This is a genomic window from Betaproteobacteria bacterium (assembly GCA_016194905.1).
In the GTDB taxonomy this organism is placed as follows: Bacteria; Pseudomonadota; Gammaproteobacteria; order Burkholderiales; family JACQAP01; genus JACQAP01.
This window is the reverse complement of the sequence record JACQAP010000029.1, coordinates 40,694-55,056: the sequence shown is the minus strand read 5'-3', so window position 1 is coordinate 55,056 and position 14,363 is coordinate 40,694. Positions and strand designations below refer to the sequence as shown.

The following is a 14,363-nucleotide window of genomic DNA, read 5'->3' as shown; positions in this document are numbered from 1 at the left end:
GATCAGCCGCGATGCAACTGGTAGAACGCATCGCGGCCGGCATAACTCGCCGAATCGCCGAGGTCTTCCTCGATGCGCAGCAACTGGTTGTACTTGGCCAGGCGATCGGAGCGCGACAGCGACCCGGTCTTGATCTGCAGCGCATTCGTGCCGACTGCGAGGTCGGCGATGAAAGTGTCCTCGGTTTCGCCCGAGCGGTGCGACACTACAGCGGTGTAGCCCGCGCGTTTGGCCATCTCGATCGCCGCGATGGTTTCGGTCAGCGTGCCGATCTGGTTGATCTTGATCAGGATCGAATTGGCGATGCCCTGGCGGATGCCTTCGGACAGGATCTTGGTGTTGGTGACGAACAGGTCGTCGCCGACGATCTGCACTTTCTTGCCCAGGCGGTCGGTGAGAATCTTCCAGCCTTCCCAGTCGCCTTCGGCCATGCCGTCCTCGATGCTGATGATCGGATACTTGTCCACCCACGCCGCCAAATAATCTGTGAACTCTCTCGCGCCGAGCATGAGCTTCTCGGAGGCGATGTCGTACTTGCCGTCCTTGAAGAATTCCGAGCTGGCGCAGTCGAGCCCGATCGCCACCTGCGAGCCGGGTGTATAGCCCGACGCTTCGATCGCTTCGATTATCAGCTTCAACGCCGCTTCGTTGTTGGGCAGGCTGGGCGCGAAACCGCCTTCGTCGCCGACCGTGGTGGACAGGCCCTTCTTATCGAGCAGTTTTTTCAGCGTCTGGAAAATCTCGGCACCGCAGCGCAGCGCTTCGCGAAAACTCCCGGACCCCAGCGGGATGATCATGAATTCCTGCAGGTCGAGGCTGTTGTTCGCATGCGCCCCGCCGTTGATGACGTTCATCATCGGCACCGGCAACTGCATTCTTCCCGCGCCGCCGAGGTAGCGATACAGCGGCAGGCCCGATTCCTCGGCAGCCGCCTTCGAAACCGCGAGCGATACCGCCAGCATGGCGTTGGCGCCGAGGCGCGACTTGTTTTCGGTGCCGTCGAGTTCGATCAGGGTCTGGTCGATGAAGCACTGCTCCACCGCATCCAGGCCGACGATCGATTCGCAGATTTCGGTGTTGATGTGCTCGATCGCCTTGAGCACCCCCTTGCCACCATAGCGGCTCTTGTCGCCGTCGCGCAGTTCGATGGCCTCGCGCGTGCCGGTCGAGGCGCCCGAGGGCACGGCCGCTCGACCGCTGACACCGGATTCGAGCAGGACATCGGCTTCGACGGTAGGATTGCCGCGAGAGTCGAGAATCTCGCGCGCAACGATGTCAACAATGGAGCTCATCCTGTGGTTTCCTTGTCATCGATCCGTTCGGTTATCGGGCTGGTTTTGCCAGCAGTGCGCTTTCGGCGAGCCCGCGGGTTTTCACCAGTTCATCGAGCGACTTCAGCGTTTCGAGCAGCGACTTCATCAGGTGCAAAGGCCATGCATTCGGACCGTCGGACAGCGCCTTTTCCGGATTCGGGTGCGTTTCCATGAACACGCCGGCGACGCCGGTTGCCACCGCGGCGCGTGCCAGCACCGGCACGAATTCGCGCTGGCCCCCGCTCGAAGTGCCTTGCCCGCCCGGCAGTTGCACGGAATGCGTGGCATCGAACACCACCGGACATTCGGTCTCTCGCATGATCGCCAGCGAACGCATGTCGGAAACCAGATTGTTGTACCCGAAGGACGCGCCGCGCTCGCACACCATGATGTTGTCCCATCCGCTCGCCTCGCGCGCCTTGTCGACGACGTGCTTCATGTCGCCGGGGGCAAGGAACTGGCCCTTCTTGATGTTCACCGGCTTGCCGCTCATCGCCACGGCGCGGATGAAATCGGTCTGCCGGCACAGAAACGCGGGCGTCTGCAGCACATCGACCACCGCCGCTACCGCCGGCACCTCGTCTTCCGCATGCACGTCGGTCAGCACCGGCACGCCGATCTGCTTCTTCACGTCGGCAAGAATCTCCAGGCCTTTGTCCACGCCGAGGCCGCGGAATGATTTGCCCGAACTGCGGTTGGCCTTGTCGTAGGACGACTTGTAGATGAACGGTATGCCGAGCGCAGCCGTCATTTCCTTCAGCTTGCCCGCCGTATCCATCGCCATTTCCCGCGACTCGACGACGCAGGGGCCCGCTATCACGAATAGTGGATGATCGAGGCCGACGTCGAAACCGCAGAGCTTCATGTCAGGCGATGCTCTTGATCTTGGCCGGCTCCCGCGCAACGTGATCATCGCTTTCGCGGTAGCGCACGGCGGCGCGGATGAAGGCCGAAAACAACGGATGGCCAGCGCGCGGCGTGGAGGTGAATTCCGGGTGGAACTGGCAACCGAAGAACCAGGGATGGTCCGGCAGCTCCATCATCTCCGGCAGGTTCTCGCTCGGCGTGCGCGCGGAAACCTTGTAACCCTTCGATTCGAGTGCGGGCACGTAGGCGTTGTTGACTTCGTAGCGATGGCGATGCCGCTCGTTGACCCGAGTCCCGTAGATTTGCCCCGCAAGCGTGCCGGGCTCGACAGGACACGACTGCGCGCCGAGCCGCATGGTCCCGCCCATGTCGGATTCACCGCTGCGGCGCTCGACCCGGCCGGTGCGATCCAGCCATTCGGTGATCAGTGCGACCACCGGATGCGGCGTATCGGGATCGAATTCCGTGCTGTTGGCGTCCGCGAAGCCGCCCACGTTGCGCGCGAATTCGATGGTGGCGAGTTGCATGCCGAGGCAGATGCCGAGATAGGGAATCCTGCTCTCGCGCGCGAGGCGAATCGCCGCGATCTTGCCTTCGACGCCGCGCTTGCCGAAACCGCCCGGCACCAGGATGGCGTCCATTTTCGCCAGGCAACCGACCCCATCCTTCTCGATGCTCTCGGAATCGATGTAATGAATGTTGAGCTTGGTGCGGGTATGGATGCCGGCGTGGATCAGCGCTTCGGAGAGCGACTTGTAGGAATCGGCGAGGTCGACGTATTTGCCGACCAGCGCGACGTTCGCCTCGTGGAGCGGATTCTCGCAGTCGTGAATCAGCTTTTCCCATTTCGACAGGTCGGCGGGTTTTGCCGTGATGTCCAGCTTGCGGCAGACGATTTCGTCGAGCCCCTGCTTGTGCAGGAAACCGGGAATCTTGTAAATCAAATCGACATCCACCGCCGAAATCACGGCCTCTTCCTCGACATTGGTGAACAGCGCGATCTTGCGGCGCTCGTTGTCCGGGACCATGCGGTCGGCGCGGCACAGCAGGATGTCGGGCTGTATGCCGATCTCGCGCAGTTCCTTGACCGAGTGCTGCGTCGGCTTGGTCTTGATCTCGCCGGCCGACGGGATGTACGGCACCAGCGTGAGGTGGATGAAGCAGGCGTTGCCGCGACCGTTCTGGATGCTCATCTGCCGGACCGCTTCGAGGAATGGCAGCGACTCGATGTCGCCGACCGTGCCGCCGATCTCGCAGATCGCCACTTCGGCGTCGCCCGCTCCCATGCGAACGAAGTTCTTGATTTCGTCGGTGATGTGCGGAATGACCTGCACCGTGCCGCCGAGGTAATCGCCGTGGCGCTCCTTCTTGATCACGCTTTCGTAGATCTGACCCGTGGTGAAGTTGTTGCGCCTGGTCATCTTCGCGTTGACGAAGCGCTCGTAGTGCCCGAGGTCGAGATCGGTCTCGGCGCCGTCCTCGGTCACGAACACCTCTCCATGCTGGAAAGGACTCATGGTGCCGGGATCGACGTTGATGTAGGGGTCCAGCTTGAGGAGGGTGACGTTGATGCCGCGGGATTCGAGAATTGCGGCGAGAGACGCGGAAGCGATACCTTTGCCCAGGGAAGAGACGACACCACCGGTTACAAAGATAAATTTTGTCATTCCATACTCGCTCCGACTTGCCTGCGGAATCTTAACCCAATACGGCGGCGGGCGTCACAAAATATTGTGGCGCCCCGCCCTGCTTTCAAGTCAGGCCGCGGCGGCTTTTCTCTCGGCGTACTTGCCCAGGAACATCCAGGTCTCGACCACCGTGTCGGGATTCAGCGAAATTGCATCGATGCCCTGCTCCATCAGCCACTCGGCGAGGTCCGGATGATCCGACGGTCCCTGCCCGCAGATGCCGACGTACTTGCCGGCCTTGCGGCAGGCCTGGATCGCCATGGCAAGCATCGCCTTGACCGCCGGGTCGCGCTCGTCGAACTGGCCGGCGACGATGCCGGAGTCCCGGTCCAGGCCGAGGGTCAGCTGGGTCATGTCGTTGGAGCCGATCGAGAAGCCGTCGAAATGCTGCAGGAACTGGTCGGCGAGGATGGCGTTCGACGGAATTTCGCACATCATGATGACTCGCAGGCCGTTCCTGCCGCGTTCCAGCCCGTTTTTCCCGAGCAGTTCGATGACCTGTGCCGCTTCGCTCACGGTGCGCACGAACGGCACCATGATTTCGACGTTGGTCAGCCCCATCTCGTCGCGCACTTTCTTCAGCGCGCGGCACTCCAGCTCGAAGCATTCGCGGAAAGAATCGGAAATGTAGCGCGACGCCCCGCGGAAACCGAGCATCGGATTTTCTTCTTCCGGCTCGTACTGCCTGCCGCCGGTGAGGCTGGAGTATTCATTGGATTTGAAATCCGACATGCGCACGATCACCGGCTTCGGGAAGAATGCAGCGCCGAGCGTGGCGATGCCTTCAGTGAGTTTGTCGACGTAGAACGAAACCGGATCGGGATAACCCGAGCAAAGCACATCGATCGCTTCCTTGAGATCCGGCTTCAGTTTGGCGTACGCCAGCGCCGCCTTCGGGTGCACGCCGATCATGCGTGCGATGATGAATTCCAGCCGTGCCAGGCCGATGCCGGCATTCGGCAAGCGCTGGAAGTCGAAGGCCAGTTCGGGATTGCCGACATTCATGCTGATCTTGACCGGCACGTCGGGCAGCTTGTCGAGCTGGATGTGCAGCACTTCCACGTCGAGGATGCCCTGGTAGACGAAGCCGGTATCGCCCTCCGCACACGACACCGTGACGTGGTCGCCCTCGCCCAGCTTCACGGTTGCATCACCACAACCCACCACCGCTGGAATGCCGAGCTCGCGGGCAATAATGGCGGCGTGGCAGGTGCGTCCGCCGCGGTTGGTGACGATCGCCGAAGCCTTCTTCATGACCGGCTCCCAGTCGGGGTCGGTCATATCGGTGACCAGTACGTCGCCGGGCCTCACCCGGTTCATTTCGGACGCATTCTTGACCAGCCTGACCGTACCCGTGCCGATGCGGTTGCCGATGGCGCGCCCGGTGACCAGTTCGTCGCCACGCTTCTTCAAGCGGAAGCGTTCCTGGGTTTCTTCCCTCGCCTTCACGGTTTCGGGTCGTGCCTGCAGGATATAGAGTTTGCCGTCGACCCCATCGCGACCCCATTCCACGTCCATCGGCCGGCTGTAATGCTTCTCGATGGTCATCGCGTAACGAGCGAGTTCCTCGACCTCGGCGTCGTTGATGGAGAAACGGCGTTGTTCCTCCTTCGGAACGTCCAGCGTCTGCACCGAGCGGCCCGCGGCGCGGCTGTCGGTAAACACCATGCGCAATGCCTTGGAGCCGAGGTTGCGACGCAGGATAGCCGGTCGACCGGCAGCCAAGGCCGTCTTGTAGACGTAAAACTCGTCCGGGTTGACCTGTCCTTGCACCACGGTCTCGCCCAATCCGTAGGCGGAAGTAATGAACACGACCTTGTCGAAACCGGATTCGGTGTCCAGCGTGAACATCACGCCCGCGGCCCCCTTGTCGCTGCGGACCATGCGCTGCACGCCGGCCGAGAGTGCCACGTTCGAATGGGCAAAACCCTGATGCACGCGGTATGAGATCGCGCGATCGTTGTACAGCGAGGCGAACACGTGCCGGATCGCCAGTACCACATTGTCCAGCCCGTGGATGTTCAGGAAAGTTTCCTGCTGGCCGGCGAAGGAAGCGTCGGGCAGATCTTCCGCGGTCGCCGAGGACCGCACCGCAAAAGTCGCTTCGTTTCCCTGCCCTCTGACCAATGTCTGATACGCAGAGGCGATGTCGGCTTCCAACGCGGATGGCAGCGGCGCTTCCAGGATCCAATGGCGAATTTGCTTGCCGACTTCCGCCAGCGCGGTGACGTCCTCGACATCGAGCTTCAAGAGGGATTGCTCAATGCGGGCGGCCAGGCCACCGGCTACCAGAAACTCCCGGTAGGCTTCAGCCGTCGTGGCAAAGCCGCCCGGTACCCGCACGCCGGCACCGGCCAGCTGGCTGATCATCTCTCCGAGGGAGGCGTTCTTGCCGCCGACGCTCTCGACGTCGGTCATGCGAAGCTGTTCAAACGGAATGACGTAACGCTGTTTGCTCATTCGACGGTCCGCGATGGAAGGGTGAAAAAGGTGTTATTTTACCGGCGGAACCATTCTTGTGCGCCACAACATGACGATCAACCGCACCGCGTTCTTCGTGTCCGACCGCACCGGCATCACAGCCGAGATGCTGGGCCACAGCCTGTTGACCCAGTTCGAGCACGTGTCGTTCACGGAAGTCACGCTGCCTTTCGTCGATTCCCTGGAAAAAGCGCAGGACACGGCGCGCCAGATAAACCAGACCGCCAAAAAGGACGACAACCGGCCGCTGATCTTCAGCACCCTGGTGGACAAGAACCTGAGCGGCATCATCCAGGCCGCCAACGGGTTTTACATCGACTGCTTCCAGGCGTTCATCGCGCCGATGGAAACCGAGCTCGGCGTGAAGTCTTCCCACACCGTAGGACGATCGCACAGCGTGCGCAACAACAATTCGTATTTCAACCGGATAGAAGCCGTCAATTTCGCGCTGTCGCACGACGATGGTCAGACCACCAAGGAGCTGGATGAGGCCGACGTCATCCTGGTGGGCGTATCACGCTGCGGCAAGACGCCGACCTGCCTGTACATGGCGTTGCAGTTCGGCATCCGCGCCGCCAATTATCCGCTGATCCCGGAGGATTTCGAGGCGAAGAAGCTCCCCTCGGCGCTGAAGGACCATCGCAAGAAGATGTTCGGCCTGACCATCCGCGCCGATCGGCTGCAGCGCATCCGCCACGAACGGCGGCCGCGCAGCACCTACTCGAGCATGGAAAATTGCGAATACGAAATCCGCGAAGCCGAGATCCTGATGCGCGCGGAGGGCATCTCCATTCTGGATACGACGACGCGCTCCATAGAGGAACTCGCGACGACCATCCTGCAGAAAGCCAACCTGCAGCGGCATGTCTATTAAGTCAAAATCTCAACGCAGAGGCGCAGAGGACGCAAAGGACGCAGAGAAAACCTGAGAACTGCGGAAATGGGAATGCGGGCATGGACGACAATTGATTTGATACCGAATTCAGTTGCTTCCTCTTGGGTTTCTCCGCGTCCTCTGCGCCTCTGCGTTGGGTTGAAAGGTTTAGTCGCCGAGGTCGAGGCAAAGCGAGCGCACCGGCGCGAAGCTGCGCCGATGGATAGGGCAGACACCGAAGCGCCGCAGGGCCTCCAGATGCTGGCGCGTGGAATAACCCTTGTGACGGGCGAATCCGTAATCCGGATAGAGCGCGTGCATCTCCACCATCAGCGCGTCGCGAGCAGTCTTGGCCAGGATCGACGCCGCCGAAATTTCCGCCACCAGCGCGTCGCCATCGACGATAGCCCGCGCGGGAAAGCGCACGTCGGGACAATGCAGTCCGTCGACCAGCACTTCGTGCGGCTCGATGGTCAATTGTTCCACCGCGCGCCGCATGGCGAGCAGGCTCGCCCTCAGGATATTGATGCGGTCTATCTCTTCCACCGATGCGCTTGCCAACGCCCAGGCGGCGGCACGGCCGCGGATCTGGATGGCGAGTTCCTCGCGGCGTTCGCGCGACAGCATTTTCGAATCGGCCAACCCTTCGATCGGATCGTCTTCGCGCAGGATTACACATGCGGCAAACACCGGCCCGGCGAGCGGCCCTCTGCCCGCTTCGTCCACGCCGCAGACGAGCAGGCCGCGCGTCACGCGCGCACTCCTTCCTGCTCCGGCGCCGCCGCAGCGACCGGCACCGGTGTACGCGCGGTGCCGAGCAGAGGCAGGATGGCCTCCACTGCGCACGCTGCCGTGTCCTGCCTGAGCGAGCGATGGATTTCGAGGAATCTCTCTTCCAGCCTTTGGCGCACTACCTTGTCCTGCAGCTGATTGCACAAGGCCTGCGCCAGATTCTCGGCGTTCGCATCGTCCTGCAGAAGTTCGGGGACGACAAACTCTCCGGCCAGAATGTTCGGCAGTCCGGCATAGGGCAGATGCGCCTTGCGCCGCATGATCCAGGCAGAGATGCTCGGCATCTTGTAGCTGATCACCATCGGCCGCTTCAGCAACGCAGCCTCCAGCGTGGCAGTGCCCGAAGCCACCAGCACCGCGTCGGCGGCCGTCATTGCCATGTGCGCATGCCCGAACAGGATGGTCATCGGCAGCGCCTCGGCCTGCTGGCGATAAATAGCCTCTTCGAAAATCATGCGCGTCTCGCGACTGACCAGCGGCACCAGAAAATGTGCGCTTGGAATCTGCTCGATGATGAGCTTGGCCGTGGCGACGAACAGCTCGCCCATCTCGCGGACTTCGCTCTGCCGGCTGCCGGGCAGCACGGCGACCACAGTCTGCTTCGGTGATATGCGCATTTGCTCGCGCGCCGCATCGCGATCGGGATATTCCGGCAATTCGTCGGCTAGAGGGTGGCCTACATAGGCGACGGGAACGCCGGCACGCTCGTAGATTGCCGGCTCGAACGGGAACAGCGCCAGGATCTTGGACGACGCACGCTTGATCTTGTGGATGCGCTCGCCCCGCCATCCCCAGATCGAGGGACTGACGTATTGCACCGTGGTGATGCCGCCGGCGCGCAGTGCGACTTCCAGGTCGAGATTGAAATCCGGGGCATCGATACCGATGAACAGATCGGGCGGATCGGCCAGGAGCCGGCGCTTGAGTTCGCGGCGCACCCGCAGCAGCTTCGGCAGGCTCCTGATCACTTCGACGTAGCCGCGCACCGCAAACCACTCCATTGGGTACCAGGATTGCATGCCGGCTGACTGCATGCGCGGCCCGCCGATGCCATAAGCCTCCAGGCGTGGAATACGTTCCTTCAGCGCCTCGAGCAGATGCGCACCGAGCAGATCGCCGGAGGCCTCGCCCGCCACCAGGGCGATGCGGATTTTCCGGCCCGATAAGTCGACCATGAGATCTAACGGATGATGCTGCGTGTCGAGGAGTCGAGGAATTCCACGAACATTTCGAGCTCTTTGTAGTCGGCTGCCTGTCCGCGCAACGCCGCCTTGGCTTCGTCCAGCGCCAGACCGGATTTGTACAGGGTCTTGTACGCACGACGGATTGCTTCAATGGCTTCGATGTCGAAGCCGCGGCGCTTCAGGCCTTCGACATTGACGCCGTGAGGTTCCGCTGAATTTCCGCTTGCCATCACGAATGGCGGCACATCGCGCAGCACGATCGATCCGCCGGCGGTGAACGCATGCGCACCCACCCGGCAGAACTGATGGACCATCGTGCCGCCGCCGAGGATGACATGGTCGTGAATCGCGACGTGCCCCGCCAGTGTCACCATGTTCGCCAGGATGGTATGGCTGCCGACCTGCGAGTCGTGCGCCAGATGCACGTAGGCCATGACCCAGTTGTCGTCGCCCAGCCGGGTGACGCCGACGTCCTGTACCGTGCCGGTATTGAACGTGCAGAACTCGCGAATCATGTTGCCGTCGCCGATCTCCAGGCGTGTCGGCTCGCCCGCGTATTTCTTGTCCTGCGGCCCTTCGCCAAGGACGTTGTGATGGAAGATGCGATTATTCTTGCCGATGCGGGTGTGCCCGCTGACGACGGTATGTGAACCGATGGAGGTGCCGCTGCCGATCTCGACGTGCTCGCCGATGACCGCGTAGGGTCCGATCTCGACGTCCTGCGCGAGCTTCGCGCCGGAATGAACGAGGGCGGTGGGGTGGATCATTGCGCTACATTCCCCGAATTGTTCCCCGGATTCGCGCGCATCGTACAGAGCAGCTGTGCTTCCGAAACCACGACGTCTTCGACGAAAGCCTGCGCTGAAAACTTCCAGATGCCGCGTATGGCGCGCAGGATCTGCACTTTCAGTATCAGACGATCACCCGGCATGACCGGCTTCTTGAAGCGTGCCTCGTCGATGCCGACGAAGTAGTACACGCTCCTGCTGTCGCTCTTCAGATTGAAAGTCTTGAAGGCCAGCACAGCCGCGGCCTGCGCCATCGCCTCGACGATCAGCACGCCGGGCATGACGGGGTAATGCGGAAAATGTCCTGCGAAAAACGGTTCATTGATGGTGACGTTCTTCAGCGCAGTGATTTCCTTGCCCGGATCCACCGACAGCACGCGGTCGATCAGAAGCATCGGAAACCGATGCGGCAAATGCTCCATGATCTCCTGAATTTCCATCGCGTTCAAAGTCATCCCCTTCCCTTTTTTTTCACTTCGTCCTCGAGACTGCGGACTCTTTCCATCAGTTCGTGAAGGTGGCGCACCAGGGCCGCATTCTTCAGCCATTGCGCATGCGATTGCATAGGGAAAACCGCCGTATAGGTTCCCGGCACCGTGATCGATTTCGCGACCAGCGTTCCACCCGACACGACGACGCGATCGGCAATCGTCAGGTGTCCGGAGATCATTGCGTTGCCGCCCAGCATGCAGTATTTGCCAATTCGGGTACTCCCGGCAATACCGGTGCACCCGGCGATCGCGGTATGGGCTCCGATGTGACAGTTGTGGCCGATCTGGATCTGGTTGTCCAGTTTCACGCCCTCTTCTATCACCGTGTCGTCCAGAGCACCGCGGTCGATGGTGGTGCCGGCACCGACCTCCACGTCGTCGCCGATTACGACACGGCCGATCTGCGGAATTTTCAGCCAACGCCCTTCGTCCATCGCCATGCCGAATCCGTCGGCACCGATTACCACTCCCGAGTGCAGGATCACGCGCTCGCCGATTGCGCAATCGTGATAGATCGTGACGTTCGGGTGCAGGCGGCTGTACGCACCGATGCGCGCATCTTGGCCGACAAAGCTGTTCGCGCCAATTACGGTGAACTCGCCGATCCGGGCACCTTTCTCGATCACGGCGCAAGCACCGATTGCCGCGGATGCTGCAACGCTAGCGCGCGCGTCCACGACCGCATGGGAATGGATTCCCGGGGGAGGCCGGTCTTCAGGATTGATCAGGGAGGCGATACGCGCATAGCTGGCATAGGGATTCTTGCAGACGATGCGCGGCAACTGTGTCGCATCGGCGGAATCTTCCGACAACAGGACCGCGGCTGCGCGCGTGGTGGACAACAGCTTCTGGTATTTGCGGTTGGTGAGGAAGGAAAGGTCTTCCGGGCCGGCCGTTTCCAGCGGGGCCACCTGGCGGATGCGCACAGCGGCGTCACCGAGCACGGTGCCGCCGAAACGCCCGGCCAGTTCCGCCAGGCTGAAAAACTTGCGCGCGTCCCCTTTCATTCGAGCCTGGTGGCTTGTGCTGCGCCGTCGAACACGCGGGCTGGCGTTCGCCAAAGACGCAATGCCCGCTACTTGTCTGCGAGCGCCTTGATCACTCTGTCGGTGATATCGATGCGCGGGCTGATGTACACCGCTTCCTGCAGAATCAGGTCGAACTTCTCGCTTTCCGCGATCTGCTGGATGACCTTGTTGGCTCGTTCCAGCACGGCGGCGAGCTCCTCGTTCTTGCGCAAATTCAGGTCTTCGCGCAGTTCGCGCTGCATGCGCTGCAGGTCGCGATTCATGCGCGCGAGGTCCTGCTCCTTGTCGCGTCGCTCCGACTCGCCCATTGTCACCCCATCCTTTTCGAGACTGGCCTGCATGTCGCGCGCCTGCTTGGCGAGCTTCTGCAGTTCCTGGTCGCGGGCAGCGAACTCTTTCTCGATCTTTTTCTGCGCCTTCACCGCCGGCGCCGCTTCCTTGAAAAGTCTTTCGAGTTTGACGAAGCCGACCTTGAGATCCGCGGCGGCGACGAGGTTCGAACTCGCAATCAGCACCGCGGCGGCAAGCACAACCGGGATTTTGTTCAACTTCGGTTCTCCCTCTCGTCTGATCGCACCAAAATTAGAATACCGTGCCCAGCGAAAACTGGATGCGTTGCAGCCGGTCGTCGGGCTTCGGGTTCAACGCCTTGGCGAAGCTCAGTTTCAACGGCCCGACCGGCGAGTACCAGTTGAATCCAAGGCCGGTCGAATAACGCATTGCCTGGAAATCGTATTTCTCGCCGACCGTGCCGGCATCCACAAACCAGCTCAACCGCACCGACTTGTCTTTCTGCAGCCCCGGGAAGGGAAACAGGATTTCGGCGCTGCCCAGCAACAGGCGGCTGCCGCCAAGCGAATCTCCGTTCGTATCTTTAGGCCCGACGGAAGCAGTCTCGTAGCCGCGCAGCGAATTCACGCCGCCCAGATAAAACACCTTGAAGAAAGGCAGCGGCTTGTTCTGATATCCGTCCGCGTAACCGATCTGGCCGTTCGTGTAAAACACCACGTCCCGTGTCAGAGGATGATACCACTGATGCTGGTAGCTGGCCCTGTAGTAGGTGAGGTCTCCGCCCGGCATCCCGATTTCCGCCGTGATGCGCTGGAGCGTGCCGCTGGTGGTATAGATTACGCTGTCGCGTTTGTCCCTCGCCCAGCCGACGGTGCCCAGATAGTTGTCGACTACCGAGCCAAATTGATCGACAAAAGTGAAGTAACGTTGCGGCGTGGTGGCCAGCAGTCCGATCTCGGTGCGCTCGAATGCCAGGCCGTAGTTGATGGTGTCGTATTCCGTGATCGGCACGCCAAAGCGTACGCCGGTTCCGATGGTCGACGTGTTGTAGCTGCCGATCGCCGACAGGTTCGACGCATCCACCCTGCGCTTGTATACATCGAAGCCGCGGCTCACGCCGTCGTCGGTGTAGTACGGATTGGTGTAGGACAGAGAATAAATCTGGTTGATGCTGCCGGTGCTGACCTGGAACGACAGCGCGTTGCCGGTGCCGAAAATGTTGCTCTGTGACACGCCGGCCGAAAGAATGACTTTCTCCGCCGTGGAATAGCCGATGCCCGCGGTCAAGTTGCCGGTGGCGCGTTCGGTGAGTTTGACTTCCACATCCACCTGGTCGGTGGTTCCCGGCACCGCCGGCGTATCGACCTGGACATCCGAAAAATAGCCCAGCTTGTCGACACGCTGTTTCGAGCGATTGAGTTTTTCGGTGTTGTACCAGCCGCTTTCGAGCTGGCGCATTTCGCGCCTTACCACCTCGTCGCGCGTGTTGGTGTTGCCGAAGATGCCGATACGGCGCACGTAGACGCGGCGGCCGGGATCGATATACAGCGTGAAAGTCACTTCGTCCTTCTCGCGATTGATTTCCGGCACGGGGTTGATGCTGGCAAATGCATAGCCTTCATTGCCTAGCCGATCCTGAATCAGCTTGGTCGTTTCGGTCAGGCGCTCGCGGGAAAATACGTCACCCGGCTTAAGTTTGATCAGCTTGGTGAGCTCTGCTTCCGGGACGATCAGGTCCCCGGCGAGTTTGATTTCGGCAACCCTGTACTTCTTGCCCTCGGTCAGGTTGACCGTGATGAAAATATCGCGTTTGTCCGGTGTGATCGACACCTGAGTGGAGTCGATGGTGAACTCGAGGTAACCCTGGTTGAGGTAGAACGAACGCAAATTCTCCAGGTCCGCCTGCAGCTTAGGTTTGGAGTACTGGTCGTTCTTGCTGTACCAGGTCAGCCATCCAGGGGTGCGCAAGACGAATTCGCTGGTGAGATCGCTGTCCTTGAACACCTTGTTGCCGACCATGTTGATCTGGCGGATTTTCGCCACCTCTCCCTCCGAGATGTCGAAGTTGAGCGCCACGCGGTTGCGCTCGAGAGGTGTGACCGTTGTGGTGATCTGCACGCCGTACTTGCCGCGGCCGATGTACTGGTTCTTCAACTCCCGCTCGGCGCGTTCCAGCAGCGCGCGGTCGAAAATGCGCGATTCGGCCAGTCCGACCTGCTTGAGACCTTCCTTGAGCTGCTTGGCGTCGAATTCCTTGGATCCGGTGATTTCGACCTGCGCGATCGCCGGCCGCTCCTCGATCAGGACCACGAGAATGTTGCCGTCGGCCTCCAGCCTCACGTCCTTGAAAAAACCGGTGGCGTACAACGCTTTCACTGCGGCGGTGACGCGCTCCTCGTTGACCGTGTCGCCGATCTTGATCGGCAGATACGAGAATACCGTTCCGGCTTCGGTGCGCTGAATACCCTCGACGCGGATATCCTTGACCTGGAAAGGTTCGAAAGCTTGGGAGGGAAGGCTGACGAGGCTCGATAAGACCAGGAACAGTAAACGCTTCTTCATCCGC

General features: G+C 61.1%; 12 protein-coding genes. 1 reads left to right on the top strand and 11 read right to left on the bottom strand.

Translation table 11 applies throughout. From position 1 onward, the window contains the following. Positions 1 to 2: 2 nt before the first annotated feature. The 4 genes from eno to ppsA form a co-directional block, all read right to left on the bottom strand. Positions 3 to 1,292, bottom strand: a complete 1,290-nt coding sequence (gene eno, locus HY067_19675) for a phosphopyruvate hydratase (protein ID MBI3530172.1) — start codon at positions 1,290 to 1,292, stop codon at positions 3 to 5. 31 nt (positions 1,293 to 1,323) lie between these two features. After that, the gene (gene kdsA, locus HY067_19670; protein MBI3530171.1) at positions 1,324 to 2,178 is read right to left on the bottom strand and encodes a 3-deoxy-8-phosphooctulonate synthase; all 855 of its coding nucleotides are present in this window, start codon (positions 2,176 to 2,178) and stop codon (positions 1,324 to 1,326) included. Between the two features lies 1 nt (position 2,179). After that, complete coding sequence (locus HY067_19665) at positions 2,180 to 3,847, bottom strand: CTP synthase (GenBank protein MBI3530170.1); 1,668 nt, start codon at positions 3,845 to 3,847, stop codon at positions 2,180 to 2,182. A 90-nt stretch (positions 3,848 to 3,937) separates the two neighbouring features. Then, the gene (gene ppsA / locus HY067_19660; protein MBI3530169.1) at positions 3,938 to 6,328 is read right to left on the bottom strand and encodes a phosphoenolpyruvate synthase; all 2,391 of its coding nucleotides are present in this window, start codon (positions 6,326 to 6,328) and stop codon (positions 3,938 to 3,940) included. Positions 6,329 to 6,398: 70 nt separating this feature from the next. Between ppsA and HY067_19655 the strand changes: the two genes are divergently transcribed. Beyond that, positions 6,399 to 7,223: a kinase/pyrophosphorylase gene (locus HY067_19655; protein ID MBI3530168.1), complete on the top strand. Its 825-nt coding sequence runs from the start codon at positions 6,399 to 6,401 to the stop codon at positions 7,221 to 7,223. A gap of 168 nt (positions 7,224 to 7,391) precedes the next feature. Here the strand turns inward: HY067_19655 and rnhB are convergent, their stop codons facing one another. From rnhB to bamA, 7 genes are all read right to left on the bottom strand, one after another. Further along, positions 7,392 to 7,976: a ribonuclease HII gene (gene rnhB, locus HY067_19650; GenBank protein MBI3530167.1), complete on the bottom strand. Its 585-nt coding sequence runs from the start codon at positions 7,974 to 7,976 to the stop codon at positions 7,392 to 7,394. Beyond that, complete coding sequence (gene lpxB / locus HY067_19645; protein ID MBI3530166.1) at positions 7,973 to 9,190, bottom strand: lipid-A-disaccharide synthase; 1,218 nt, start codon at positions 9,188 to 9,190, stop codon at positions 7,973 to 7,975. Before lpxB ends, rnhB begins: the two co-directional genes overlap by 4 nt. 5 nt (positions 9,191 to 9,195) lie before the next feature. Beyond that, on the bottom strand, positions 9,196 to 9,966 hold the full coding sequence (lpxA, locus tag HY067_19640) for an acyl-ACP--UDP-N-acetylglucosamine O-acyltransferase (protein MBI3530165.1): 771 nt from the start codon (positions 9,964 to 9,966) through the stop codon (positions 9,196 to 9,198). Next, positions 9,963 to 10,427 (bottom strand): 3-hydroxyacyl-ACP dehydratase FabZ, encoded by a 465-nt coding sequence (gene fabZ / locus HY067_19635; protein ID MBI3530164.1) that lies wholly within the window; start codon positions 10,425 to 10,427, stop codon positions 9,963 to 9,965. The genes lpxA and fabZ overlap by 4 nt, the downstream gene beginning before the upstream one ends. An 11-nt stretch (positions 10,428 to 10,438) precedes the next feature. Beyond that, complete coding sequence (gene lpxD / locus HY067_19630) at positions 10,439 to 11,485, bottom strand: UDP-3-O-(3-hydroxymyristoyl)glucosamine N-acyltransferase (GenBank protein MBI3530163.1); 1,047 nt, start codon at positions 11,483 to 11,485, stop codon at positions 10,439 to 10,441. A gap of 68 nt (positions 11,486 to 11,553) precedes the next feature. Then, positions 11,554 to 12,054, bottom strand: a complete 501-nt coding sequence (locus tag HY067_19625; protein MBI3530162.1) for an OmpH family outer membrane protein — start codon at positions 12,052 to 12,054, stop codon at positions 11,554 to 11,556. A gap of 34 nt (positions 12,055 to 12,088) precedes the next feature. Further along, complete coding sequence (gene bamA / locus HY067_19620) at positions 12,089 to 14,359, bottom strand: outer membrane protein assembly factor BamA (GenBank protein ID MBI3530161.1); 2,271 nt, start codon at positions 14,357 to 14,359, stop codon at positions 12,089 to 12,091. Between the last annotated feature and the right edge of the window lie 4 nt (positions 14,360 to 14,363).

Bases quoted from the DNA above. Each gene is read 5' to 3' on its own strand.
- lpxD (MBI3530163.1), bottom strand. From the start codon at position 11,485: ATGAAAGGGGACGCGCGCAAGTTTTTCAGCCTGGCGGAACTGGCCGGG.
- HY067_19665 (MBI3530170.1), bottom strand. From the start codon at position 3,847: ATGACAAAATTTATCTTTGTAACCGGTGGTGTCGTCTCTTCCCTGGGC.
- lpxB (MBI3530166.1), bottom strand. From the start codon at position 9,190: ATGGTCGACTTATCGGGCCGGAAAATCCGCATCGCCCTGGTGGCGGGC.
- eno (MBI3530172.1), bottom strand. From the start codon at position 1,292: ATGAGCTCCATTGTTGACATCGTTGCGCGCGAGATTCTCGACTCTCGC.
- bamA (MBI3530161.1), bottom strand. From the start codon at position 14,359: ATGAAGAAGCGTTTACTGTTCCTGGTCTTATCGAGCCTCGTCAGCCTT.
- HY067_19655 (MBI3530168.1), top strand. From the start codon at position 6,399: ATGACGATCAACCGCACCGCGTTCTTCGTGTCCGACCGCACCGGCATC.
- ppsA (MBI3530169.1), bottom strand. From the start codon at position 6,328: ATGAGCAAACAGCGTTACGTCATTCCGTTTGAACAGCTTCGCATGACC.
- kdsA (MBI3530171.1), bottom strand. From the start codon at position 2,178: ATGAAGCTCTGCGGTTTCGACGTCGGCCTCGATCATCCACTATTCGTG.
- fabZ (MBI3530164.1), bottom strand. From the start codon at position 10,427: ATGGAAATTCAGGAGATCATGGAGCATTTGCCGCATCGGTTTCCGATG.
- lpxA (MBI3530165.1), bottom strand. From the start codon at position 9,966: ATGATCCACCCCACCGCCCTCGTTCATTCCGGCGCGAAGCTCGCGCAG.